At 65.0% G+C, this 21,402-nt stretch carries 22 protein-coding genes; 9 read left to right on the forward strand and 13 right to left on the reverse strand.

From position 1 onward, the window contains the following. Nucleotides 1-22 precede the first annotated feature (22 nt). Both glgX and LRX75_RS19455 read right to left on the reverse strand, forming a co-directional pair. Complete coding sequence (gene glgX / locus LRX75_RS19450) at nucleotides 23-1,984, reverse strand: glycogen debranching protein GlgX (RefSeq protein ID WP_231816306.1); 1,962 nt, start codon at nucleotides 1,982-1,984, stop codon at nucleotides 23-25. Nucleotides 1,985-2,090: 106 nt separating this feature from the next. After that, complete coding sequence (locus LRX75_RS19455; protein WP_110730207.1) at nucleotides 2,091-2,315, reverse strand: aa3-type cytochrome c oxidase subunit IV; 225 nt, start codon at nucleotides 2,313-2,315, stop codon at nucleotides 2,091-2,093. A gap of 254 nt (nucleotides 2,316-2,569) precedes the next feature. Between LRX75_RS19455 and LRX75_RS19460 the strand changes: the two genes are divergently transcribed. Continuing rightward, nucleotides 2,570-3,343 carry a gamma-glutamyl-gamma-aminobutyrate hydrolase family protein gene (locus LRX75_RS19460; RefSeq protein WP_231816307.1) on the forward strand — a complete coding sequence of 258 codons (774 nt, stop codon included), beginning with the start codon at nucleotides 2,570-2,572 and terminating at the stop codon, nucleotides 3,341-3,343. Here the strand turns inward: LRX75_RS19460 and LRX75_RS19465 are convergent. From LRX75_RS19465 to LRX75_RS19475, 3 genes are all read right to left on the reverse strand, one after another. Beyond that, nucleotides 3,324-4,295 (reverse strand): 2-hydroxyacid dehydrogenase, encoded by a 972-nt coding sequence (locus LRX75_RS19465; protein WP_231816308.1) that lies wholly within the window; start codon nucleotides 4,293-4,295, stop codon nucleotides 3,324-3,326. The genes LRX75_RS19460 and LRX75_RS19465 overlap by 20 nt on opposite strands. Before the next feature lie 135 nt (nucleotides 4,296-4,430). Next, the gene (locus tag LRX75_RS19470) at nucleotides 4,431-5,459 is read right to left on the reverse strand and encodes a LacI family DNA-binding transcriptional regulator (protein ID WP_092930444.1); all 1,029 of its coding nucleotides are present in this window, start codon (nucleotides 5,457-5,459) and stop codon (nucleotides 4,431-4,433) included. Between the two features lie 124 nt (nucleotides 5,460-5,583). Then, nucleotides 5,584-6,132, reverse strand: a complete 549-nt coding sequence (locus LRX75_RS19475) for a MarR family winged helix-turn-helix transcriptional regulator (protein ID WP_231816309.1) — start codon at nucleotides 6,130-6,132, stop codon at nucleotides 5,584-5,586. 123 nt (nucleotides 6,133-6,255) lie between these two features. On the opposite strand from LRX75_RS19475, the gene LRX75_RS19480 reads away from it, so the two are divergent. The 4 genes from LRX75_RS19480 (at nucleotide 6,256) to LRX75_RS19495 (ending at nucleotide 10,777) form a co-directional block, all read left to right on the forward strand. Beyond that, nucleotides 6,256-7,047, forward strand: coding sequence for a creatininase family protein (locus LRX75_RS19480; RefSeq protein ID WP_231816310.1), 792 nt, complete (start codon nucleotides 6,256-6,258; stop codon nucleotides 7,045-7,047). 152 nt (nucleotides 7,048-7,199) lie between these two features. Next, on the forward strand, nucleotides 7,200-8,324 hold the full coding sequence (locus tag LRX75_RS19485; protein WP_231816311.1) for a CobW family GTP-binding protein: 1,125 nt from the start codon (nucleotides 7,200-7,202) through the stop codon (nucleotides 8,322-8,324). Next, nucleotides 8,324-9,313, forward strand: a complete 990-nt coding sequence (locus LRX75_RS19490) for a WD40 repeat domain-containing protein (RefSeq protein WP_231816312.1) — start codon at nucleotides 8,324-8,326, stop codon at nucleotides 9,311-9,313. Before LRX75_RS19485 ends, LRX75_RS19490 begins: the two co-directional genes overlap by 1 nt. 105 nt (nucleotides 9,314-9,418) lie before the next feature. Further along, nucleotides 9,419-10,777 carry a TIGR02594 family protein gene (locus LRX75_RS19495; protein WP_231816313.1) on the forward strand — a complete coding sequence of 453 codons (1,359 nt, stop codon included), beginning with the start codon at nucleotides 9,419-9,421 and terminating at the stop codon, nucleotides 10,775-10,777. A 57-nt stretch (nucleotides 10,778-10,834) separates the two neighbouring features. Here the strand turns inward: LRX75_RS19495 and LRX75_RS19500 are convergent, their stop codons facing one another. The 4 genes from LRX75_RS19500 to odc2 all read right to left on the reverse strand — a co-directional run bounded on the left by LRX75_RS19500 (nucleotide 10,835) and on the right by odc2 (nucleotide 14,453). After that, the gene (locus LRX75_RS19500) at nucleotides 10,835-11,881 is read right to left on the reverse strand and encodes a serine hydrolase domain-containing protein (RefSeq protein ID WP_231816314.1); all 1,047 of its coding nucleotides are present in this window, start codon (nucleotides 11,879-11,881) and stop codon (nucleotides 10,835-10,837) included. A gap of 79 nt (nucleotides 11,882-11,960) precedes the next feature. Beyond that, on the reverse strand, nucleotides 11,961-12,410 hold the full coding sequence (locus LRX75_RS19505) for a glyoxalase superfamily protein (protein WP_231816315.1): 450 nt from the start codon (nucleotides 12,408-12,410) through the stop codon (nucleotides 11,961-11,963). 225 nt (nucleotides 12,411-12,635) lie between these two features. Further along, nucleotides 12,636-13,229 carry a GNAT family N-acetyltransferase gene (locus LRX75_RS19510; protein WP_231816316.1) on the reverse strand — a complete coding sequence of 198 codons (594 nt, stop codon included), beginning with the start codon at nucleotides 13,227-13,229 and terminating at the stop codon, nucleotides 12,636-12,638. 90 nt (nucleotides 13,230-13,319) lie between these two features. Next, entirely contained in the window at nucleotides 13,320-14,453 is a 1,134-nt protein-coding gene (gene odc2 / locus LRX75_RS19515; protein WP_231816317.1) for an ornithine/lysine decarboxylase, read from the reverse strand. Between the two features lie 679 nt (nucleotides 14,454-15,132). Between odc2 and LRX75_RS19520 the strand changes: the two genes are divergently transcribed. The 3 genes from LRX75_RS19520 (at nucleotide 15,133) to LRX75_RS19530 (ending at nucleotide 17,982) form a co-directional block, all read left to right on the forward strand. Next, nucleotides 15,133-16,032 carry a LysR family transcriptional regulator gene (locus LRX75_RS19520; protein WP_231816318.1) on the forward strand — a complete coding sequence of 300 codons (900 nt, stop codon included), beginning with the start codon at nucleotides 15,133-15,135 and terminating at the stop codon, nucleotides 16,030-16,032. A 241-nt stretch (nucleotides 16,033-16,273) separates the two neighbouring features. Further along, on the forward strand, nucleotides 16,274-16,930 hold the full coding sequence (locus LRX75_RS19525; protein ID WP_231816319.1) for a DUF1007 family protein: 657 nt from the start codon (nucleotides 16,274-16,276) through the stop codon (nucleotides 16,928-16,930). After that, complete coding sequence (locus tag LRX75_RS19530; protein ID WP_231816320.1) at nucleotides 16,924-17,982, forward strand: nickel/cobalt transporter; 1,059 nt, start codon at nucleotides 16,924-16,926, stop codon at nucleotides 17,980-17,982. The genes LRX75_RS19525 and LRX75_RS19530 overlap by 7 nt, the downstream gene beginning before the upstream one ends. Nucleotides 17,983-17,989: 7 nt before the next feature. On the opposite strand, the gene LRX75_RS19535 is transcribed toward LRX75_RS19530, so the two are convergent. The 4 genes from LRX75_RS19535 to LRX75_RS19550 form a co-directional block, all read right to left on the reverse strand. Continuing rightward, nucleotides 17,990-18,199 carry a hypothetical protein gene (locus LRX75_RS19535; RefSeq protein WP_231816321.1) on the reverse strand — a complete coding sequence of 70 codons (210 nt, stop codon included), beginning with the start codon at nucleotides 18,197-18,199 and terminating at the stop codon, nucleotides 17,990-17,992. Then, nucleotides 18,196-18,894, reverse strand: coding sequence for a GNAT family N-acetyltransferase (locus LRX75_RS19540; RefSeq protein WP_231816322.1), 699 nt, complete (start codon nucleotides 18,892-18,894; stop codon nucleotides 18,196-18,198). Before LRX75_RS19540 ends, LRX75_RS19535 begins: the two co-directional genes overlap by 4 nt. A 149-nt stretch (nucleotides 18,895-19,043) precedes the next feature. Next, entirely contained in the window at nucleotides 19,044-19,901 is an 858-nt protein-coding gene (locus LRX75_RS19545; RefSeq protein ID WP_231816323.1) for a tellurite resistance TerB family protein, read from the reverse strand. A gap of 179 nt (nucleotides 19,902-20,080) precedes the next feature. Beyond that, nucleotides 20,081-20,719, reverse strand: a complete 639-nt coding sequence (locus LRX75_RS19550) for a 2-dehydro-3-deoxy-phosphogluconate aldolase (protein WP_231816324.1) — start codon at nucleotides 20,717-20,719, stop codon at nucleotides 20,081-20,083. 174 nt (nucleotides 20,720-20,893) lie between these two features. Here LRX75_RS19550 and LRX75_RS19555 point away from each other — a divergent pair, with 174 nt between their 5' ends. After that, complete coding sequence (locus LRX75_RS19555) at nucleotides 20,894-21,385, forward strand: CYTH domain-containing protein (protein WP_231816325.1); 492 nt, start codon at nucleotides 20,894-20,896, stop codon at nucleotides 21,383-21,385. Nucleotides 21,386-21,402: the final 17 nt, after the last annotated feature.

The following is a 21,402-nucleotide window of genomic DNA, read 5'->3' on the forward strand; positions in this document are numbered from 1 at the left end:
CTGTCGCATCGCTTGCAACCGTTTAAGAACGTCCGGGCGCCACATACCAGCCGACCGAACGGGCGGAGACCGCGTCGAGGGTTCCGGCGTCCGGCAACAGCGCCTGCCACCCCTTGCCGGGAAGCGTCAGCGCGGCCGCCGCAGGGGCGCGATTGAAGACCACGGCCAGACGGCAGGCCTTGCGGATCGTCGTGTCGCGGGTCGAGAGGATCATGACGAGCCCGTCGGTGCGCTCGCCCTCCCAGTCCGCAACCTCCATCGGCTTGCCGTCCAGGCGGACCCAGGTGACATCGCCGCGGCCCGTGAAGAAGCTGTCACCCTCAAACACATCGAAACGATGGCGAAGTTCGCCGAGCGCCGCGCATTGCGCGATCAGCGCCTCGTCCGCCGAGGCCCAGTCGAGCCATGTGATCGGATTGTCCTGGCAATAGGCGTTGTTGTTGCCCTGCTGCGTGCGCCCGAACTCGTCGCCCGCCGTGATCATGATCGCGCCGCGGGTGGCAAACAACGTCGCGAGCAGTGCCTTCACGTCGCGCGTGCGGGCGGCGAGAATGCCGGGATCGTCGGTCGCCCCTTCGGCTCCGTTGTTCCAGGAATGGTTCTCGTTGTGGCCATCCCGATTGTCTTCGCCGTTCGCCGCATTGTGCTTGTGGCTGTGGGAGACGAGATCCTTCAGCGTGAAGCCGTCGTGGGCGGCGATGAAGGTGACGCTGCGGCTCTTCGTGCCGCCATGCTGCGCGAAGATATCCGAGGAGCCGGAAAGCGCGCCGGCCAGCGCGCCGATCGTCCAGCCGTCACCGCGCCACAGGCGCCGGATATCGTCGCGCGCGCGGTCGTTCCACTCAAGGAAGGGCGGCGGGAAATGGCCGAGCTGGTAGCCGCCGGGCCCGATATCCCACGGTTCGGCGATCAGCACGCGATCCTTCAGCAAAGGATCGGTGAGCATCTGCGAAAAAAGCGTCGCATCCCGCCGGAAGCCGCCGTCATCGCGGCCGAGAATGGAGCCGAGGTCGAAGCGGAACCCGTCGATACCGGCCGCGCCGACGAAATGGCGCAGCGTATCGAGGATCAGCGCGCGGACCGTCGGGTGGTCGCAGGCAATCGTATTGCCGCAGCCGGTGTCGTTCACCAGTTGCCCGGGCTGGCCGGTCGCATGGCGGTAATAGACGCCATTGTCGAGGCCGCGCATGGAGACCGTGGCCCCCTGCCGGTCGCTTTCGCCCGAATGGTTGAAGACGAGATCGAGAATGACACCGATGCCCTCCCGATGCAGCACGGCGACCGAGTCTCTCAGCTCGTTCAGGCCGCCGGGCACCAGACGTGGGTCGAGCGCCATAAAAGCTACGGGATTGTAGCCCCAGCCATTGGTCAGCCCGAGCGGCGGCAGGTGGCGCTCGTCGATCCAGGCGGTGATGGGCATCAGTTCGACGGCGGATACGCCGATGCGCTTGAGATGGGCGATCACGGCCGGGTTTGCGAGCGCCGCCACAGTTCCGCGCTGTTCGTCCGGCACCTCCGGATGCAGCATCGTGAACGGCCGCACGGCCACTTCATAGATCAGCCCGTCCTTCGAGAAGCGCGGCGGAGCGACGCGGGCCTTCGGCACCTTGGTCACCAGCGCCTTCGGCACGAGATCCGCCGTCTCCGCGCCGAACTGCGTCAGGCGCGCATCATGGCGGAACGGCCGGTCGAGTTCCAGAGCGTAAGGATCGACGAGAAGCTTTGCCGGATCGAACCACAGGCCGCGATCGGGATCGTAGGCGCCATGGGCGCGCAGGCCATAGCGCGTTCCCGGCGGCGCGTCCGGCAGGGTCATCGCGAAGACGTCGCCTTCCTCGCGACCCATCGGCAGGCGGCGCAGTTCGGTCTCGCCATCGGCATGGAACAGGCAGAGGTCGATGCGCTCGGCCGTCTGCGAGCGTACGGCAAACCGCGTCCACCGCCCGTTGACCGTGGCACCGAGCGGCCGTGTCGTTTCCGTCATCCTGATCCCTCTCGCTGCTGGGGCGATACCCGGCAGCTAAGAGCAAATCACGGAGAGATACAACGGATTTTCGTGCGCGGGCCTTCGACGACGGTCCGCCGACACCTCAGCGCAGAAGCACCACGCCGGCGATGTTGAGGAGCACGAACAGCACGAAGCCCGTAAACCAGCCGGCGCTCGTGAAGAAGGCCGCCGCCATGGCGATCAGCAGCGCCACGCAGAAGATGGTCAGGAACTTCGCCGCGCTGAGGAAGTGAAGATAGGTCTTCTCGTGCTCGGGATAATCCATCGGCGCACCGGTTTCGGAAGGTCCCGTGTGATGTTCGGCCATCGTCTCTCTCCCCGCAAGTGTCCACGCCGCAAAACGCGGCACCTCTTGGCATCAAGACATGCCCGCACTGCCCCGCGACGTCAAGGCCCATGGACAGGCGGGCACCATGACGCGCGCCGCGAGAGAGCGTCAGCCGCATCTGACCGAGGCACACGTCTCGCGGGCAGGATCGGAAATTCCCCGTAAAGCGGGGCATTGACGGCGCGACGGGTTCCCGGCAAGTCGGGAGCAGACCCCACGCACCGGAGACCCCCATGCCGAAGCCGATCATCGCCATACCCGCCGATTTCCGTGAGATCGAGGGCAATGTCTGGCATGCCGCACCGCATCAATATGTCCGCGCGGCCCTCAACGGCTCGGGCGTCATGTCGCTTCTCGTGCCGGCGCTCGAGGCCGGCAACGAGCCGGATGCCATTCTCGATCGCGTGGACGGGCTTCTGGTCAGCGGTTCGCGCTCCAACGTCCACCCTACGCTGTACGGGCGGGAGGCCGTGGAGGCCGACGGACCGTTCGATCCCGGCCGCGACGCCACCAGCCTGCCGCTGATCCGCCGGGCGATCGCCCGCGGCATTCCGGTGCTGGCCATCTGCCGCGGCATCCAGGAGCTGAACGTCGCCCTCGGCGGCACGCTCGCCTCGGAGATCCAGGATCTTCCCGGGCGGCAGGACCATCGCAAGCCCGACGTCAAGGATCTCGACATCGCCTATGGCATTCGCCAGACCGTGATGGTGGAGCCGGGAAGCTGCCTTGCGGGCGTGGTCGGCGCCGGCGCGGTTCAGGTCAACTCCCTGCACCGGCAGGCGATCTCCGACCTTGCGCCGAACCTCGCCGTGGAGGCAGTGGCCGACGACGGCACCGTGGAAGCCGTGTCCGTCATCGGCGCCAGGGCCTTTGCCGTCGGCGTCCAGTGGCACCCGGAATATTGGGTCGGCCGCGACAAGACCTCCAACGACCTGTTTGCAGCCTTCGGGCAGGCCGTGCGCGCCTATAGCGAAACGCGGGAGCCGGTTAGCCAGCCGAGCGCGTGAACGGCGTTTCGGAGACGGGCGTCAGCGCCTTGCCGGTCTGAAACCAGGAAACGAGATTGTCGACCACGAGGTCGGCCATCTTGTTGCGGGTGGCGACCGATGCCGAGGCGACATGGGGCAGCAGGGACACCTGCGGCAGCGCCATCAGCGCTGGTGGAACATGCGGCTCGCGCTCGAACACATCGAGCCCCGCGCCGGCGATCACGCCCTGCTCCAGCGCCGCGATCAGCGCGGTTTCGTCGATCGTGATGCCACGCCCGACATTGATGACGACGCCCTCGGTGCCCAGCGCCTGCAGGATCTCCGCGTTCACGGTGTGCCGCGTTTCCGCGCTGCCGGGAACGATGACGATCAGCGTATCCACGGCCTGTGCGAGCCCGAGCAGTGTCGCGTGATAGGCATAGGACACGTCGTCGCGTTTCGAGCGCGTGTGATAGGCGATCTCTAGGCCGAAACCTTCGAGCCGCCGGGCGATGGCCTGCCCGATGCGGCCGAGGCCGTAAAAGCCGATCTTGCGGCCACCGAGCGACAGCGGGCTGAGCGGAAACGGCCCCTTCTCGACCCAGCGCCCGTCACGCAGCCACTGCTCGGCGGCCGGCAGACGGCGCAGCGTGTTGATCAGAAGGCCGATGGCCGTATCGGCGACCTCGTCGTTCAGAACATCCGGCGTATGCGTCACCACGATGCCGCGACCGGCCGCATGCCCGGCATCGACGCCATCATAACCGACGCCGAAATTGGAAACGATCTCCAGATGTTCCAGCGCGTCCATCAGCGATGCCGGGACCTTGTTGAAGGTGGCGATACCGGCAACGCCCGTGGCAAGGTCCGGCGTGATCAGGCGCGCCTCCGCACCGTCGATCTGGCGAACATCGAAGAGGTCGCTCATGCGTTCGAGCGCGCGCGGGTGCATCTTGCCGGGAATGAGAATGACCGGGCGATCCTGTGACATGGGTGTCCTTTCAGATGTCGGCGAAGGGAGGAGAAGGCCGCAGACGGTTCGCTGCAGCGGGGTCAGCGCAGGAAACTACCGCACGGATCTGCCGCGTCAACCGAACGGGCGGATCGCACGAGCCGCGGGGAGCGCTTAGTCGCCCTGCTGCAGGCGCAACGGCCCGGTCGACTGGCGGATCCGCATTTCCGGCTTGATCAGGTGGATGCCGTCCGGCTCGTGGCTGCCGTTCAGCCTGTCGAGCAGGGCGCGCGCGGCACTGCGACCGACATCCGACTGGCCGTTCCAGACGGTCGTCAGGGCCGGGGTGGCGATGGCGGCTTCCTCGAGATCGTCATAGCCGGTGACGGACACGTCGCGGCCGGGCACGAGGCCGGCACGCGCGATGCCGTTCATCATGCCGATGGCGACCAGATCGTTCCAGCAGACGACGGCCGTGGGCTTCTGCGGCAGCGACAGGAGATGCACCGCCGCCTCGAAGCCGCCCTGCATGGAGCGGGGGCCGGGAATGCGCAGATCGGGATCGACGTCGATATTGGCCTTGCGCAGCGCCTGCACGTAGCCGAGATAGCGGTCGCGACCGGTGGACGTCAGGTCCGTCCCCCCGACCATGGCGATGCAGCGATGGCCGAGGCTGATCAGATGGTTGGTGGCGAGCGAAATGCCGTAGGCGTCGTCGCCGCGGAAGATCGGGACATCGACGCCCTCGATCGATCGCGCCACGAGAATCGCCGGCATGCCGTTGTCTTCCGCGAGCTTGATGTCCTCCGGCGGCGTGCCGATGGCGGGCGACATGATCACCCCGTCACCGCCGAGCTGCAACAGGGTTTCGATGAAGACGCGCTGTTTTTCGACCGAGTCGTAATGATTGGAGAGAATGAAGGTCTGGCGGTCGCGGTCGAGCTCGGCCTCGATGGCCTTGAGGATCTCGCCGTAGAACGGGTTCATGATGTCGTGCACGACGACGCCGATGATTCCGGAGCGCGAGGTGCGCAGGCTGGCGGCGCGGCGGTTGTAGATGTAGCCCAGCGCCCGTGCCTGATCCTTGATCTTGTCCCGCGTCACCGATGCGACGAGGGGACTGTCACGCAGGGCGAGAGAAACGGTCGCGGTGGAAACACCCAGCGTTTCCGCGATCGTCGACAGCTTGATCTTCTGCGCCACGTGTCCTCCCGGTTCGCACGGACATCTCCCCTACGCCTTCGGCAGTGCCTGAAAGCGCCCTTAAACCCTCTTTAAACTGTTTAAATCGAGACTGCAATCCCTGCGCGAGAGGGCCTTGCAAGGCCTACTCGACACCCTGCAGATTGGCGTCGACGACCTTCAGGAGCTTGGCGAGGGTGCGGATCTGCTTGTCCGTCATGCCCTTCAGCGCGGTGGCTTCCGACAGGTCGGCCGCCGCCTCGATGGCCTGCAGCCGCTCGCGGCCGTTCGCCGTCAGATAGACCTTGGTCAGCCGGGCATCGCCCGCATCGGCCTTGCGCTCGAGAAAGCCCTGGGCCTCCATGCGGCCGATGGTGCGGGTCATCGTGGGCGCCTTGACGCCGAGATGGCCGGCCAGCCCACCGGCGGTCATGCCGTCGGTCTCCGCCAGTGCCAGCATCACGCCGTCCTGGCCGGCATAGAGCCCGCTTTCCAGAAGATTGCGCGACAGCACGGTCCGCATGGAGCGGGCCGCCTGCGCCAGCAGAGGTGCCAGAACCGGCGCGGACGCGGCCTCCGGAGCATCCTCACCGTCGAGGCCGGCGTGATCGGCGATCTTGTCGATCTTGTCGATCTTGTCGATCTTGATCTTTTTCTGCTTGGCTTTCTTCTCGGACTTGTCTTTCTTGCCCATGCTCGCTCCCCTGCCTGCCGAAGGCTTGCACCGCCTTGTCGAGCTTGTATGACTCATATGACAATAGGGCCGCAAGACCTTGCGAAATCCCGAATGTCGCGACACTGCCAGGAAAGACATGCGATGACGAGACCTGCAGCCCGCTGGGCGGACAACGATCCGGCGCTGGCCCCCTCCGCACGGGCCGGCTGGATCGCCGTCCTGCCGCTGGGCGCGCATGAGCAGCACGGACCCCATCTGCCCTTCGACACCGACACGCTGATCGCGGACGGGGTGGCGGCGCGCATTGTCGCCGCGCGCGGCGATCTGCCGGTGACCTTCCTGCCGACCGAGCCCGTCGGTTATTCGATCGAGCATCTGGATGTCGCGGGGACGAAGACGCTGACCTATGCCGAGGCCGTCGAACGCTGGCTTGGCATCGCCGGCCGGCTGCACGCACAGGGCGTCCGCAAGTTCGTGATGCTCAACGCGCATGGCGGCAATGCCCCCCTCATGACCATCGTCGCGACGGAAGCGCGGGTGCGCTACGCCATGCTGGCGGTGGCCACCAGCTGGACCCGGTTCGGCCAGCCGGAAGGCTGGATCGATCCGATCGCCAAAGCCATCGACATCCACGCCGGCGACATCGAGACCTCGGTCATGCTCGCACTTCATCCCGAAAAGGTCGATCGCGCACGGGCGGAAGCCTTCGCCTCGCGCCAGAGCGACTGGCAGGCGCACTTCGCGCATCTGCGCGCCTACGGCCCTCACGCCTTCGGCTGGCGCATGCGCGACCTCAACCCCAAGGGCGCGGCCGGCAATGCCGCGGCCGCCACGGCCGAGCGGGGGGAGCAATTGCTGGACCATGCGGTCTCCGGCCTGCTCGCCCTCCTAGCGGATGTGGACGCTTTCGACCCTGCGCAGTTCGACGGCTGAGCGACCCGAGCGATGTAATGTTATAAAGGCTGGATTATCTGCGGCTGAGCATTTGCACTGCCGTGCGCCATCTCCTATATCACCCCGACGATCCCGCGCATCGGCCGCCCATCCGGCGCCGATGGGCCCCATCCTCAGCCCTCGAGGTTTCCATGTCCGAAGCACCCGTGTCCGTCGCACCCGTCCAGAAGCCCATCCCCGTCACCGTCCTCACCGGCTATCTCGGCGCCGGCAAGACGACGCTGCTCAACCGCATTCTTTCGGAAAATCACGGTCGCAAATATGCGGTTATCGTCAACGAATTCGGCGAAATCGGCATCGACAACGACCTGATCGTCGAATCCGACGAAGAGATCTACGAGATGAACAATGGCTGCGTCTGCTGCACGGTGCGCGGCGACCTGATCCGCGTGGTCGAGGGCCTGATGAAGCGGCCCGGCCGCTTCGATGCGATCATCGTGGAAACGACCGGCCTTGCCGATCCCGTTCCGGTCGCCCAGACCTTCTTCATGGACGACGACGTTCGCGCGAAGACGGAACTCGACGCCGTCATCACGCTGGTCGATGCCAAGCACCTGCCGCTGCGCCTGAAGGACAGCCGCGAGGCCGAAGACCAGATCGCCTTCGCCGACGTCGTGCTTCTCAACAAGACCGATCTCGTGACGCCGGAAGAGCTGGCCAAGGTCGAGGCGACGATCCGCGTCATCAATCCGTCCGCCCGCATCCATCGCACCCAGCGCTCGGACATCGATCTCGCCAAGGTCCTCGATCAGGGTGCCTTCAATCTGGAGCGTGCGCTCGAGAACGAGCCGGACTTCCTTAAGCCGGACGATCATCATCACGACCACGATCATGATCACGCCTGCGGTCCCGATTGCGGCCACGATCACCATCATCACGGCCACGACCATCATCATGGCCATGAGCACGGTCATGACCACGGGCACGCGCATGCCCCATCCGACATCCACGACGTGACCGTGCAGTCCGTGTCGCTGCGTGGCGGCGAGATGAACCCTGACCGGTTCTTCCCCTGGATCCAGAAGATCACCCAGACGGACGGCCCGAACATTCTGCGCCTCAAGGGCATCATCGCCTTTGCCGGCGATGCGGATCGTTACGTGGTGCAGGGCGTGCACATGATCATCGAAGGCGATCACCAGCGCCCGTGGAAGGACGGCGAGCCCCGGGAAAGCCGCCTCGTCTTCATCGGCCGCGATCTCGATCGCGAAAAGCTGGAACGCACCTTCCAGGCCTGCGCGGCAAAGCCCAACTGATGCCGACCGTCGCCCCGCTCGATCTCGAAGCCCATATCGTCGGCGTCGCCTATCTGGGCGACGTTCCCGTCTTTGCCGATGCCGCTGGTCTCATCCATCGCCTGGATGGCGGCCATGCGGTCACGCCCGCCCATGAAGGCCTGCTCGTCGCGCTGCGCGACGACGCGACCGACACGCTGCTGACCGGCGGCGAGGACGGCCGGGTGCTGCGCATCACGCGCGAGGGCGGCGTGACGGAACTGGCCCACGCGCCGCGCAAGTGGATCTCCAAGATCGCCGCCGGCCCGCAAGGCGCTGTCGCCTTCACGACGGGCAAGACCGCGACCGTTCGGCTGGCCGACGGCACGACGCGCGACTTTACCGAAGAGCGCACGGTCGAGGGGATCGCCTTCGCGCCGAAGGGTCTGCGCATCGCTCTAGCGCGCTACAACGGCGTGTCTCTGCACTGGGTGGCGACATCGAGCCCGGCTATCGATCTCGACTGGAAGGGCGCACATACCGGCGTGACCTTCTCCCCGGACGGCCGCTTCGTCGTGACCATGATGCAGGAAAACGCCCTGCACGGCTGGAAGCTGGACACCAAGCCGGGTGCCGAAGCACGGCATATGCGCATGAGTGGTTATCCGGCTAAGGTAAAATCCTGGTCGTGGTCGGCGCGCGGCAAGTGGCTCGCATCCTCCGGTGCTCCGGCTGCCATCGTCTGGCCCTTCCAGGCCAAGGATGGCCCCATGGGCAAGCCACCGCTGGAGCTCGGCACCCGCGCCGACGTCATGGTCTCGCAGGTCGCCTGCCACCCGTCCGAAGAGGTCGCTGCCATCGGCTATTCCGACGGCATGGTGCTCGCGGTCCGCTTTGCCGACAGCAAGGAGGTGCTTCTGCGCCGTCCCGGCGAGGGCGCGGTCAGCGCTTTCGCATGGTCGAAGACGGGTCAGCAGCTGGCCTTCGGAACCGAAGCCGGCGAAGCTGGTGTCATCGACCTCACCTCGTAGGCACACAACTCAATGCGCGCATAGGGCGTATTTTTATTTAATAATAATTTTAGGTTGAATTAAGATTTCCGCATGTCTAACTTTCCGTCGAACCGGAGAGTGGATATGCAGCAGATCATCGACGTCGCCCACAATGTCGGGCCTTACGCACAAAAGCTTGCCGATCTCGGAGTTGTCTCCGTGATCCGCTATTACAACATCAGCAACAGCAGCAACCTGCCGTCAAAGTGCCTGACAAAGGCCGAACTGACGGCGCTTCACGCAGCCGGCCTCACCGTGGCGGTCGTGTTTCAGGCCGGCGGTGGCGCGAACGGCAAGCTCAGCGATCTGTCCGACGCCAATGGCTCGCGCGATGCGAAGCGCGCCCTGAAGCTTGCGGCCGACCTCGGTCAACCGACCGGCTCCGGCCTCTACTTCGCCGTCGATCACGATTATGTCGCCCCGGGCGATCTTGCCCAGATCGTAAGCTATTTCGCCAAGGTCAAAGCCGAGCTCGACGGGCGTTACGTCCTCGGCGTCTACGGGTCGGGTCTCGTCGCCCGCAAACTCCATGACAAGGGTCTCGTCGATCTCGTCTGGCTTTCCGGATCGCTCGGATGGTCCGGCACCCGCAGCGCTTTGAAGGACGGTCTCTGGACCCTGTTCCAGAAGGACATGGAGCTGGATCTGCCCTTCGGCGGCATCGACTATGACGGCAACGTCTTCAATGCGGCGGTGGCGCATTTTGGCCAGTTCGCGGCCGACGGTCCCGTCGAAACCCCGCGCGCCGTCGGTGCATCCGCCACCTTCGCCATCACCGCCCGCGGCGGCCTCAACCTGCGGGCCGGCCCCGGCGAGAGTTTCGGCGTCATTCAGAAGTATCCGCTCGACACGTTGGTGCGCGGCGTGAAGCAGATCGGCGACTGGACGCAGGTCGATATCCAGGGCGATGGCGCGTCGGACGGCTACATGCACAGTTCCTATCTCAAGGCGGAGATCGGCGGCCTGCCGGTGGCGCTCACCGGAAGCATATCCAAGACGCCAATCGATATCGCCCAAGCGGAACTTTCGCTGGGTGTCGCGGAGGTTCCCGGACCCGACAGCAATCCGCGGATCGGCATGTACCACGCCACCACCGAAGGCGGGAAAGCGCCAGACCAAACTGCATGGTGCTCGTCCTTCGTTAGCTATTGCGTCGAGCAGGCCGGAATGAAGGGTACGGACAGCAAGGGAGCGCGGTCGTGGCATGACGGGGAGTGGGGACAGGACGTGACAGCAGAGCCCGCGGTTGGCGATATCGTCGTCTTCAGCCGGGTCGGGAATGGGGACAACGGTGGTCACGTTGCGTTCTTCCAGTCGATGACGGAGACCACGATCACCTGTCTGGGCGGAAACCAGGGCCAACGCATCAGCATCTCCAGCTATCCGAAGGACGGGATCAAGGGTCCCTTCCACTACAAGCTTCTCTCCATCCGCCGCGCCTGACGCCCGGATCCGGCTGCGACGACGCTTGCGATGGGTGACCGCAAGGGTCTGTCCGCATCACGCGCCCGCGGTCGAGATGATCCGGGCGAGCAGATCGTGCAGGTCGTCGCGATAGCCGGTTCGCGCCGACGGCGCGCCCTCGTTGGAGGTCATGGCGACGGTCATCTTGAGGTCGGGCACGATGTAGAGCATCTGCCCGCCGAAGCCCCAGGCGAAATGCACCCTGTGGCCGCCGATCTCCCGGGTGAACCATCCATAGCCGTAGCCATCGCCCGAAAAGCGGGACTGCGTCCGCTCGGTCCAGGATTGCGCGACCCAGTTTTCCGGCACCACCTGGCGGCCGTCAACCGTTCGACCGCCATTGCGATAGAGTTCGCCGAAGGCAAGCAGCGAGCGGGCGCTCATCGCCATCTGGTTGCCGCCGAGATAGATCCCTTGCGGATCGCGCTCCCAGGCGCCGATGCGGAACCCCTCGACCGGTGCAAACCATTCGCGGGCCAGCGCCAGCGTCGATTGGCCCCCGACCTTGGTCAGGATCGCCGACAGAAGATGCGTCGATCCCGTGGAATAGAGCATCTGTCCGCCAGGCTCGTCCACGAAATCCGCCGCCAGCGCGAACCGGACCCAGTTGCCGCTGGAAACCCACCGCCCGTAATTCGGCCCCGACATCCGGTCTAGCCCCGCCTGCATGGAGAGAAGATTGCCGATGGTGATCTTCGCCAGCCGCGGATCGGGTTGGGCCGGCAGGTCCCGCGGCAGGATCGGCGCGATCGGCTGGTCCACGCCCGTCAGGAGACCCTTCTCGATCGCGATCCCGACCATGGCGGAAATGATGGTCTTGGAGGCGGATTTGATATTGGTGCTGTCCGTCGTCTTGTTCGAGCGATAGCCCCGCTCGGCGACGATCTCGCCGTTGCGGGCGACGACGACCGTCTCCAGTGGCGAGAGGCGGGCGGCATCGTTCAGGACGCTCGACAGGCGCGTCGTGTCCAGAGAAGTCGCGACGGTGCCCGGAGCGGACGGTGTCTCCGCGAAGGCCGGCTGGCAGGCGAGAATGCCCGACAGGGCGAGCGCGAAGACGGATGGGGAAACGAATGCTTTCATGATGCCGAGGTAGGCATTCCCGGCCGGGCCGCAAGGTGGCGGCGCGCCTCTCGCGCCGCCCTCACGTCAACGTGACGCCTCACCACAGCAATTCGACATGCGGCCGGCCGTCCGACGTCTTCGCTGCCGTTCGCCCGGACGCGTCGATCGTGCAGTGCACCCGCTTGCGAAATGCCGAGAAGCTCTCGAAGGTGACGACATCGACAGGCTCGTCGAAATCGAGCGTCAAGCGATATCGCCCCGCTTGCGCCGTCAGCGCCTGAACGCCGAGAACCTGCGCCTCGAACGGCTGACCGAGATAGAAGCCGCGCACGCGCGACCCCAACTGATAGGGGTCGAGCGGCGGCCGGTTGCCGACGGCGGCGTGCAGGGTGTTCCAGTCGCGGAAGCCATATTGCAGGGCGATCGTTTCCAGAGCGCGCGCGTGGGATATGTCGGTGCCCCGCGCGGCCAAAGACGATCGCAGGCGCTTTGCCTGCGCCTTCAGCGCGTCGAGACAGGGCAATGGGGTTGTCGATGATGATCGCATCGGGATCTCTCCAGCAGTGGCATGCCGTGATATCCGTGGGGTCCGCATTGCCATCGGGAACATGCCGGGAGGGATGACCGAAAGACGAGAGATAAAAAGAGACTTCACCAAAGCCGGAAAGGCTTGCGGACGGCCGGGGCTCTCGACCCGTACCGCCCGAGACTATGTCAAGCCTCTCACCAAGTCAAACGACCGCATCGACGGCCGCTCGACGCGCAAATGGGATCAGGCAACCTTCTGCATCGGCAGCGCCTGCGAGAGCTTGCGGCCGCTCGCGCTCAGCATGCCGGCGGCACCCTTCAGCCAGCCGTCCTTCAGCTCGAGACCGAGGAAACGGTGACGCTCGAACGGGCCGGGCATCACGAGGTGCTGGGCGTGCTGCGCCTGGAAGCCGAAGCGCTCGTAATAGGGCGCATCGCCGACGAGCAGGATGGCGCCGTGTCCGCGCAACGTGGCTTCGCCGATCGCCGCCCGCATCAGCGCGCCCCCGACCCCCTTGCCCTCCTGCGCGGCGTCGACTGCGAGCGGACCGAGAAGGAGCGCCGGAATGGCGCGGCCTTCGACATCGACGCCGGCATCGACGTTCCACAGGCGCACGGTGCCGATCACATGGCCATCGCCATCGCGCGCGACGAGCGCTAGGCCTTCGGCCGGAACACGGCCGCGGCGCAGCTGCTCCGAGGACTTGCGGCGACGGTTCGGGCCCATGGCGCGATCGAGCAGCCGCTCGCGCGCAACGATGTCGCCGGGGTTCTCGGCGTCGATTGTGAAGGCATTCTGCGCGAAGAAGGCGCGGACAGAATCAAGAACAGCGGCCATGACAAGGCCTCCCGTACTCAAAACCGATTCAAACGGTATCGAAGGATCATTGTGAAGGTCCCGCCCTCGTTGACGAGGACGGGGGAAACGTCAGATGACGTAGGACTTCAGCGGGTCGAAGCCGTTGAAGGCGACGGCCGAGTAGGTCGTCGTATAGGCACCGGTGCCTTCGATCAGAACCTCGTCGCCGATCGTCAGAGACACGGGCAGCGGGTACATGTTCTTCTCGTACAGCACGTCGGCCGAATCGCAGGTCGGGCCGGCGAGCACGCAGGGCTCCATCTCGTCCGCGTCATGTGCGGTTCGGATGGGGTAGCGGATCGCCTCGTCCATCGTCTCGGCGAGACCGCCGAACTTGCCGATGTCGAGGAAGACCCAGCGGTGATTGTCATTGTCCGACTTCTTCGAAATCAGAATGACTTCCGCCTTGATCACGCCGGCATTGCCCACCATGCCGCGACCCGGCTCGATGATCGTTTCCGGAAGCTGGTTGCCGAAGTGCTTGCGCAGCGCCGCATAGATGGCCTTGCCATAGGCTTCGGCCGAGGGAACGTCGCGCAGATACTTGGTCGGGAAACCACCGCCCATGTTGACCATCTTCAGCTCGATACCCTGCTTGGCCAGCTGCACGAAAACGCGCTTGGCATCGGCAAGGGCCACGTCCCAGGCATCGACCTTGGTCATCTGCGAGCCGACATGGAACGAGACGCCGTGCGAGACGAGACCGAGCTGGTGCGCGTAGACGAGAACGTCGACGGCCATCTGCGGCACGCAGCCGAACTTGCGCGACAGCGGCCATTCGGCACCTTCGCCATCCGTCAGGACGCGGCAGAACACGCGGGCACCCGGAGCGGCGCGCGAAACCTTCTCGACCTCTTCATGGCTGTCGACCGCGAAGAGCGAAACGCCGAGTGCATGCGCACGGGCGATGTCGCGTTCCTTCTTGATCGTGTTGCCGTAGGAAACGCGCGAAGGGGTCGCACCGGCGTCCAGCGCCATTTCGATTTCAGCCACGCCGGCGCAATCGAAATTGGAGCCGAGACCGGCGAGCAGGCGCAGGATTTCCGGCGAGGGATTGGCCTTGACGGCGTAATAGATCGAGCTGTCCGGCATCGCGTGGCGGAATGCCTTGAAATTGTCCCTGATGACATCGAGATCCACGACAAGGCACGGGCCTTCCGGGCGACGGGTGTTCAGGAAGTCGATGATGCGAGCAGTCGTCATGGTTTCAATCCCAATACGTTAGGCTTCACGATCCGCGAGGGAAACCTCGCCGAGGTGTGAAGGACAAAGGGCGTACGGGTGCGCGTTCGGATACCAGCCGGTGGAGACCCCGGAATCCTAGACGGCGCTCGTACAGCGCGAATTGTGGATGAAGCCCGCCGAGGCGTTCATCCGGCTTTGTCTGCCATGGATTGGAGGTTGGAACCTACCGCACGTCCGGCAATGAAGGTGTGCCTCTTCAGTAACCCCGGCTGATGGAAAGCCGGCAGAGAACAAAAAGGCCCGCACCGTCGTTGCTTCAAGATGTCCTCGCAATTCCGGTTGGCCGGAAAAACGACTGGAGCGGTTAGATCCAGGTACCTTACCGATTTCCTCACCAAACGAGGGATCGGCGGACACCCACAGGCACGTGCGACTTTGGGCACGGCGGAGATAAGAAATATCGCTGTCGTAATCAAGCATTTTTTGACCCACGCCCGATTTTTTTACGCTCCGCCGCAAGCCTCGCACCAGCTTCGAACAACGAACGGATGGTCGTCCGGCCCGCGCCGGATCATCAACAGGGTTGCGGACATCGCCGACCCTATGTTTTGAATGACGGCGCGCGCGAATGGTTCCCGGATCATGCCGAACCCGGATGCGCCGGAGCACCGCTCCGGAGCCGCGCAAGGGAGCCGAGATGGACACACTGACACGCATCCGAGCCTTCATCGACGTCGTCGATGCCGAGGGCTTCTCCGCGGCCGGCCGCCGCGTCGGCCGCTCCAAGGCGCTGCTCTCCAAATATGTACGGGAACTGGAGGACGAGCTTGGCGCCCTCCTCCTCAACCGCACCACCCGGCAGTTCTCGCTGACGGAAGCCGGCCACATCTATTATCGCACCGCCGCCGAGATCCTGAAGGAGATCGACAATCTCGCCGATCTCGTGCGCGCCGGAAACAGCGACCTCAAGGGCCGCCTGCGCATCTCCGCGCCGCGCACTTTCATCGATGCCGATATCGGCCAATCGCTGATCGATTTCGGCCTTGCCCATCCCGAGCTGTCGCTGGAAATCATTTCGGACGATCGCTTCGTCGATCTTGTCGAGGAAGGCTTCGACGTCGCCATCCGCATTACCCGGCTGGAGGACAGCACCCTGATCGCCCGCAAGCTGGACGACTTCCACGTCAGGATGTGCGCCTCGCCCGCCTTTCTCGAAAAGCACGGGCCGATCGCCCATCCCTCGGATCTCGCGCACATGCCCTGCGTGATCGACACCAATGGCCGGTCCTACAGCAACTGGCGGTTTGTGGACCGGGACGGGACGAACTTCTCGGTGCCCGTCAGCGGCCCGATGGAGGTCAACAGTCCGCTGGCCAGCCTGCGTGCGGCCGAATCGGGCCTCGGCGTTGCCGGCGTTCCCGATTTCATCGCCCGGCAAAAGCTCGAAGACGGCAGCCTCGTGGCCGTGCTCGACGACTTCCTGCCGCACGATCGCGGCATCTATGCCATCTATCCGCACCGCCGCTATCTGCCGACGAAGGTGCGCACGCTGGTCGATTTCCTGCATGGATGGTTTCGCAAAAGGGCGGATGCCTAAGAAGGACTGGACAAGCTGCGGCATGGCTGTCCCAATTCCGTCTACTTTCGGCCGGATGACAGGGCGACCTGCTCCGCATCTGCGTCGGAGACGCGATCTTTCGCGCCGGATGGCCACGGGAGCAGATCCCGCAGACGTGCGAAGCGATTTTGCGTCCGGAGTTGCGTAGAAGTTAAAGAGATAGAGAGTTTTTGCGTTTCGCAGAAAAGCGGAAACGCTCTCGGCAAGGACCCTGTTTTCCATGAGACGTACCCTTTCGTCGCGAGGCCTGCTGGCCGGGCTTGCCGCAGCCTTCGTTCTGCCGGCCCAGGCCTTCGCCCATCCGCACATCTTCGCGGAAGCGCGCCTCGAGGTCGTGTCGGACGACACCGGCCACATCAGCCAGCTGCGCAATGTCTGGCGCTTCGACGAGCTGTTTTCGGCAAGCGTTCTTCTCGATTTCGACAAGAATTCCAACGCCACGCTCGATCCCGACGAACTGGCGGAGGTCGGGCAGACCGTTCTGGATTCGCTCAGCGAATACAATTACTACACAACCATCTACGACAACGGGAAACTGGTGAAGGTTTCCAAGCCGGATGCAATCCATGCCGACTTCAAGGACAACCAGCTCCTGCTGATCTTCGCGGTCAAGCCGGCCGAGGCCATGCCGCTGAAGGGCACTATGTCCTTCGGCATCTACGACCCGACGCTCTACACCGCGATCGACTTCCCGAGCGATGGCGATCTCGCCGTCGTCGGCACCAAGCTGGCGGCCTGCAAGCACAAGGTGGTACGACCGGACCCCGACGAGGTGATCTCGCAGAACCAGTCGTCGCTGACCGATGCCTTCTTCACGGACCCGACCGGCACCGACATGTCGAAGCTCTTTGCGACGAGGATCGAATTCACATGCTGACCCGCACGCTTCGCCTTTCCCTGACCGTCACCGCCGCCATGGTGCTTTTCGCAGCGGCTGCGCATGCGCAGTCCCCGCTCGGCATCGGCACGGCCGAACCGGCTTTCAACACGTCCGGCTTTCTCGGCGGCTTCCTCTCCTGGGTGAACATGGAGCAGCAGGGGTTCTACCGGACGCTCACCGATGCGCTGAAGGGCATGCGCGACAATCCCTGGCACCTCTGGTCGCTGGTGGGGCTGTCCTTCGCCTATGGCGTCTTTCATGCCGCCGGTCCGGGCCACGGCAAGGCCGTCATCTCGTCCTACATGATCGCCAACGAGACCGAGCTAAAGCGCGGCGTCACCCTGTCCTTCATGTCGTCCTTCCTGCAGGGGGGCGTCGCCATCCTGCTCGTCGGGGCGGCCTATCTGGTGCTGCGCGGAAGCTCGATCTCGATGACGCAGGCGACGACCTTCCTTGAGCGCGTCAGCTACGCCCTCGTCGCGGCCTTCGGCGCCTGGCTCTTGTTCCGCAAGATGCGGGCGCTTGCCCGCCCGTCGCGGGGGGCCGCTCTGGCGCTGGCCGGCGGTCTCGATTTCGCACATACGATGCCAGAGGCTCACGACCATCATCACCGCCATATGCACGGCCATGATCATCATGATCACGCGGGACATGGACATGGGCCGGGAGAGGTTTGCTCCAGCTGTGGCCACGCGCATGCGCCCGATCCGTCCCTGCTGAAGGGCGACCGGTTCGAGCTGCGCGAAGCCTGGTCGGCGGTGCTGGCCGTCGGCCTGCGTCCCTGCTCGGGCGCGCTGATCGTGCTGTCCTTCGCCCTGCTGAACGGACTTTATCTCGGCGGCGTGCTGTCCGTGCTGGCGATGTCCATGGGCACCGCGATCACGGTCTCCGTGCTGGCCACGCTTGCCGTTACCGCCAAGGATCTCGCCGTGCGCTACGCATCGAGCGCCGGCACGGCCATGCGGGTGACGAACGGCATCGAAATCTTCGGCGCCGTCCTGGTGCTCGGTCTCGGCCTCGCCCTGCTCGGCGCTTCGCTGCAGGGCTGACGCCGGGTCAGCGATGGCGCTGGTAACGGGCCCGCAGCCAGAACACGACGAAGAAGGCGAGCACGAAGATCGTGCCGACGACGGCCGCGAGATAGGGCGAAATCGTGCCGAGATAGAGCATGGCTCTGGGCAGGAACAGAAAGCCGGCGCCGAAGACCAGAAGAAAGATCGCAGCGGCAATGGCCGCCGAGCGGTCTCGCGGGTCGAGCGTCTTCATGCCGCACCGGGGGTGGCGGCGATGTCCGCTCGCAGATCCTCGAGACGCCGGCGCTGCCGCCCCTCGGCGTCGAAATTCTCCGGCGCAAGCCAGGCCTTGAAGGCGGCATCCAGCACCGGCCATTCGTCATCGATCATCGAGAACCACGCCGTATCGCGGTTGGCGCCCTTGGCCACCATATGCTGGCGGAAGATACCTTCGAAGGTGAAGCCGAGCCGCACCGCCGCGACCTTGCTCGGCGTGTTGTCGTTGTGGCACTTCCACTCGTAGCGGCGATATCCGAGATCCTCGAAGACATGCCGGGCCATGAGGTAATGTGCCTCCGTGGCGAGTGGCGAGCGCGCCATGGCATCGCCATGCGCGACGGAGCCGACCTCGACGACGCCATTGGCAGGATCGGGTCGCATATAGCTCGCCATGCCCACCACATCGCGGCTCACCTTGTCCCGAAAGATCAGCGTCACCCAGTTGGCTTGCGCGGCATCGAGCCATGCCCCGAAAGCATCGACATCGGCAAAGGCGGCTTGCGGGAAATAGCGCAGGCGCTCGTTGATCGCGAGGCCGCCGAAGGCGTCCCAGAGCGCCTGCAGATGTCGTGCCCGATCATAGGGCTCGAGGACGACGTAAATGCCCTCCAGCGTCACGGGCTTCGGCGCCGGGCAGCCTGCCCAGCGGGTGAGATCGCGGTTCGTCATGTCATCCTCGCCAAGATAAAGACAGAGCCTTGCCCGGCGGCCAGCCGGCAGACCTTGCCCTTCGGCATAGGCGAAGGTGCGCGGCGGCGCAAATGCATTCCGATGATGCGATCATCACCGCCGCGCATGAAGACGACAGGCAAGCCGGATCAGATGATCGAGGGATCGACCACGGCAGGGCTGCTGCCCGCCGGCACCTTGGCGGAGGCGACCGTGGCTTCGATATGATCGACCAGCGCATCCGGCAGGCCGAGGCGGCCGGCGAGCATGTCGAGATAGCCGCGCTCGGTGCGGCTGTCCGGCTCGATGGTCAGGCGCGAGGCGGTGTAAAGCTCGACTTTCTCCTCCTCGGTGCGCGCGGCGGCCACCAGACCGTCGATATCGACCGGGCTTGCCAGCTCGTCGCGCAGGAAGGCCTCGGCCTCGCTGTCGAGCCCGCTGGCCCCGACCCGCTCCATGATGCGGGCGCGCTCGCTCTCATCGATATGCCCGTCGGCGCGGGCAGCCGCGATCATGGCGCGCACGAGCACGAGCACGAAATCGTTGCGGACGGCGGAGGGCGAGATGGAGAAGCCGGAATTGTCCGGCGGCGGCAGGATTTCGGGCGCCGTCTGCGCATCGACCCGCTGCGGTGCCTGACCCGCCTGATAATTCTTGTAGGCGGTGTAGCCGAGGCCGGCGATGGCCGCGAGGCCGCCGAGCTTCAACGCCGTGCCCGCGATGTCGCGCCCTGCGCCCGTGCCGAGCAGCACGGCGGCAAGACCGCCGGTCTTCAGAGGATTGTTTCGGGCCATCTGGACGATCTGTCCGGCCTTGTCCTTCATCGAGCCGCCACCGAGCAGGCCGCCGAGCGCACCACCGACGGAACTTCCGCCGGCACCGCCCAGAAAACCGCCCTGCGACGAACCCTGGGATGGAGGCTGCGATCCCGAACGGTCCTGCGTCCCCTGTCCGCCAAGTCCCTGAGAGCCGAGAAACTGGTCCAGCAGTTTTTTCGCGTCGAACATCCTGTCGTCAACCTCCTGATTGGTTCATCTGCGGAGGAGACATAGGAAGCCGCATGTGGAAAACAAATGCGGCCTCCGGACGGATCGAACGATGCCCTGCCGGAAGACGGCACGCAGACCAGGCCGACAAAGCCCTGATTACGCGGGTATTTCGGCAGGTGCCGTCCCGAGCGAACGGCTCAGGCGGTCAGCGCGCAGGCTTCCGATGCCAGCTTTGTGATGCCGGCCCAGTCACCGGCGGCCACCAATTCTCTAGGCGCCACCCAGGAACCGCCGACGCAGATGACGTTGGACAGCGAGAGATAGTCCATGGCGTTCTTCAGCGAGATACCGCCGGTCGGGCAGAACAACGTGCCGGCGAGCGGTGAGGACAGCGCCTTCAGGAAAGCCGCGCCGCCGGCCTGTTCGGCCGGGAAGAACTTCATGACATCGTAGCCTTCGGCCCGCAGGATCATCGCCTCGCTGGCGGTGGACGCGCCCGGCAGGAACGACGCTTCGTGATCGTCGGCCGCATCGAGCAGATCGGGCGTCGTGCCGGGGCTGACGATGAACTGCGCACCGGCCTCGACGGCAGCGGCATAGTGCTCGGGGTTGAGAATGGTGCCGGCACCGGTCACGGCACCTTCGACCTCCTTGGCGACCGCTTCGATGGCAGCGAGGGCCACCGGCGTGCGCAGCGTGATCTCGATCGCCTTCAGGCCGCCGGCCACCAATGCCCGGGCGAGCGGCACGGCCGTCGCGAGGTCTTCGATGATGAGCACCGGCACGACCGGCTGCAGCTTGAGGACGGACAGAAGGCGTTCGGTTTTCTCGATCATGCGGCTTCACTCCTCAATCGATTGAATCTTCCTCCGCAATACCGCCCGCATCCGCCAATGTCGAGATGCCTCCCTGCGCTTATGCCGCGGTATCGCGCGAGTGCCATGGTAGACTTTCGCATTTTCTGAATTACGTTGGTATCGGGCAACGAGGATGCGGTGCGAGGAACTGGGATGGCCAAGGAAATCGAACGGAAGTTCCTTGTGAAGCATGAGGGCTGGCGGGCGGAGGCCGGACCGGGGGCCGCAATGCGCCAGGGCTATCTCGCCGCCATGGACGACCGCACGGTTCGCATCCGCCTGATCGACGGCGAGAGCGCCCGCCTGACCATCAAGATCGGCACCGGCATGCTGACGCGCGACGAGTTCGAATACGCGGTGCCGCTTGGTGACGGCGAGGAGCTCATCGCGTCCGCCATCGGCACCGTGATCGCGAAGACGCGCTACCGCGTGCAGGGCGAGACGCATGTCTGGGAAGTCGATGTGTTCGAGGAACCCTATGCCGGACTGATCGTTGCCGAAGTCGAGATGCGCACCGAAACCGACGACCCCGTCCTGCCGGACTGGATCGGCGAGGAGGTGACCGACGACCGGCGCTATTCGAACTTCGCGCTGGCGACGCAGACGCACAAGCAGCGCCCGGACCTGACAGCGGACGGACGCTGAGACACGGAGCCGCAGCC

The organism is Rhizobium quercicola (genome assembly GCF_021168455.1).
Classification (GTDB): domain Bacteria; phylum Pseudomonadota; class Alphaproteobacteria; order Rhizobiales; family Rhizobiaceae; genus Ferranicluibacter; species Ferranicluibacter quercicola.

Bases quoted from the DNA above. Each gene is read 5' to 3' on its own strand.
- LRX75_RS19530 (WP_231816320.1), top strand. From the start codon at position 16,924: ATGCTGACCCGCACGCTTCGCCTTTCCCTGACCGTCACCGCCGCCATG.
- LRX75_RS19500 (WP_231816314.1), bottom strand. From the start codon at position 11,881: ATGAAAGCATTCGTTTCCCCATCCGTCTTCGCGCTCGCCCTGTCGGGC.
- LRX75_RS19480 (WP_231816310.1), top strand. From the start codon at position 6,256: ATGACGAGACCTGCAGCCCGCTGGGCGGACAACGATCCGGCGCTGGCC.
- LRX75_RS19545 (WP_231816323.1), bottom strand. From the start codon at position 19,901: ATGTTCGACGCGAAAAAACTGCTGGACCAGTTTCTCGGCTCTCAGGGA.
- glgX (WP_231816306.1), bottom strand. From the start codon at position 1,984: ATGACGGAAACGACACGGCCGCTCGGTGCCACGGTCAACGGGCGGTGG.
- LRX75_RS19525 (WP_231816319.1), top strand. From the start codon at position 16,274: ATGAGACGTACCCTTTCGTCGCGAGGCCTGCTGGCCGGGCTTGCCGCA.
- LRX75_RS19455 (WP_110730207.1), bottom strand. From the start codon at position 2,315: ATGGCCGAACATCACACGGGACCTTCCGAAACCGGTGCGCCGATGGAT.
- odc2 (WP_231816317.1), bottom strand. From the start codon at position 14,453: ATGACGACTGCTCGCATCATCGACTTCCTGAACACCCGTCGCCCGGAA.
- LRX75_RS19555 (WP_231816325.1), top strand. From the start codon at position 20,894: ATGGCCAAGGAAATCGAACGGAAGTTCCTTGTGAAGCATGAGGGCTGG.
- LRX75_RS19495 (WP_231816313.1), top strand. From the start codon at position 9,419: ATGCAGCAGATCATCGACGTCGCCCACAATGTCGGGCCTTACGCACAA.
- LRX75_RS19505 (WP_231816315.1), bottom strand. From the start codon at position 12,410: ATGCGATCATCATCGACAACCCCATTGCCCTGTCTCGACGCGCTGAAG.
- LRX75_RS19465 (WP_231816308.1), bottom strand. From the start codon at position 4,295: ATGTCACAGGATCGCCCGGTCATTCTCATTCCCGGCAAGATGCACCCG.
- LRX75_RS19550 (WP_231816324.1), bottom strand. From the start codon at position 20,719: ATGATCGAGAAAACCGAACGCCTTCTGTCCGTCCTCAAGCTGCAGCCG.
- LRX75_RS19540 (WP_231816322.1), bottom strand. From the start codon at position 18,894: ATGACGAACCGCGATCTCACCCGCTGGGCAGGCTGCCCGGCGCCGAAG.
- LRX75_RS19485 (WP_231816311.1), top strand. From the start codon at position 7,200: ATGTCCGAAGCACCCGTGTCCGTCGCACCCGTCCAGAAGCCCATCCCC.
- LRX75_RS19460 (WP_231816307.1), top strand. From the start codon at position 2,570: ATGCCGAAGCCGATCATCGCCATACCCGCCGATTTCCGTGAGATCGAG.
- LRX75_RS19475 (WP_231816309.1), bottom strand. From the start codon at position 6,132: ATGGGCAAGAAAGACAAGTCCGAGAAGAAAGCCAAGCAGAAAAAGATC.
- LRX75_RS19490 (WP_231816312.1), top strand. From the start codon at position 8,324: ATGCCGACCGTCGCCCCGCTCGATCTCGAAGCCCATATCGTCGGCGTC.
- LRX75_RS19535 (WP_231816321.1), bottom strand. From the start codon at position 18,199: ATGAAGACGCTCGACCCGCGAGACCGCTCGGCGGCCATTGCCGCTGCG.
- LRX75_RS19510 (WP_231816316.1), bottom strand. From the start codon at position 13,229: ATGGCCGCTGTTCTTGATTCTGTCCGCGCCTTCTTCGCGCAGAATGCC.
- LRX75_RS19520 (WP_231816318.1), top strand. From the start codon at position 15,133: ATGGACACACTGACACGCATCCGAGCCTTCATCGACGTCGTCGATGCC.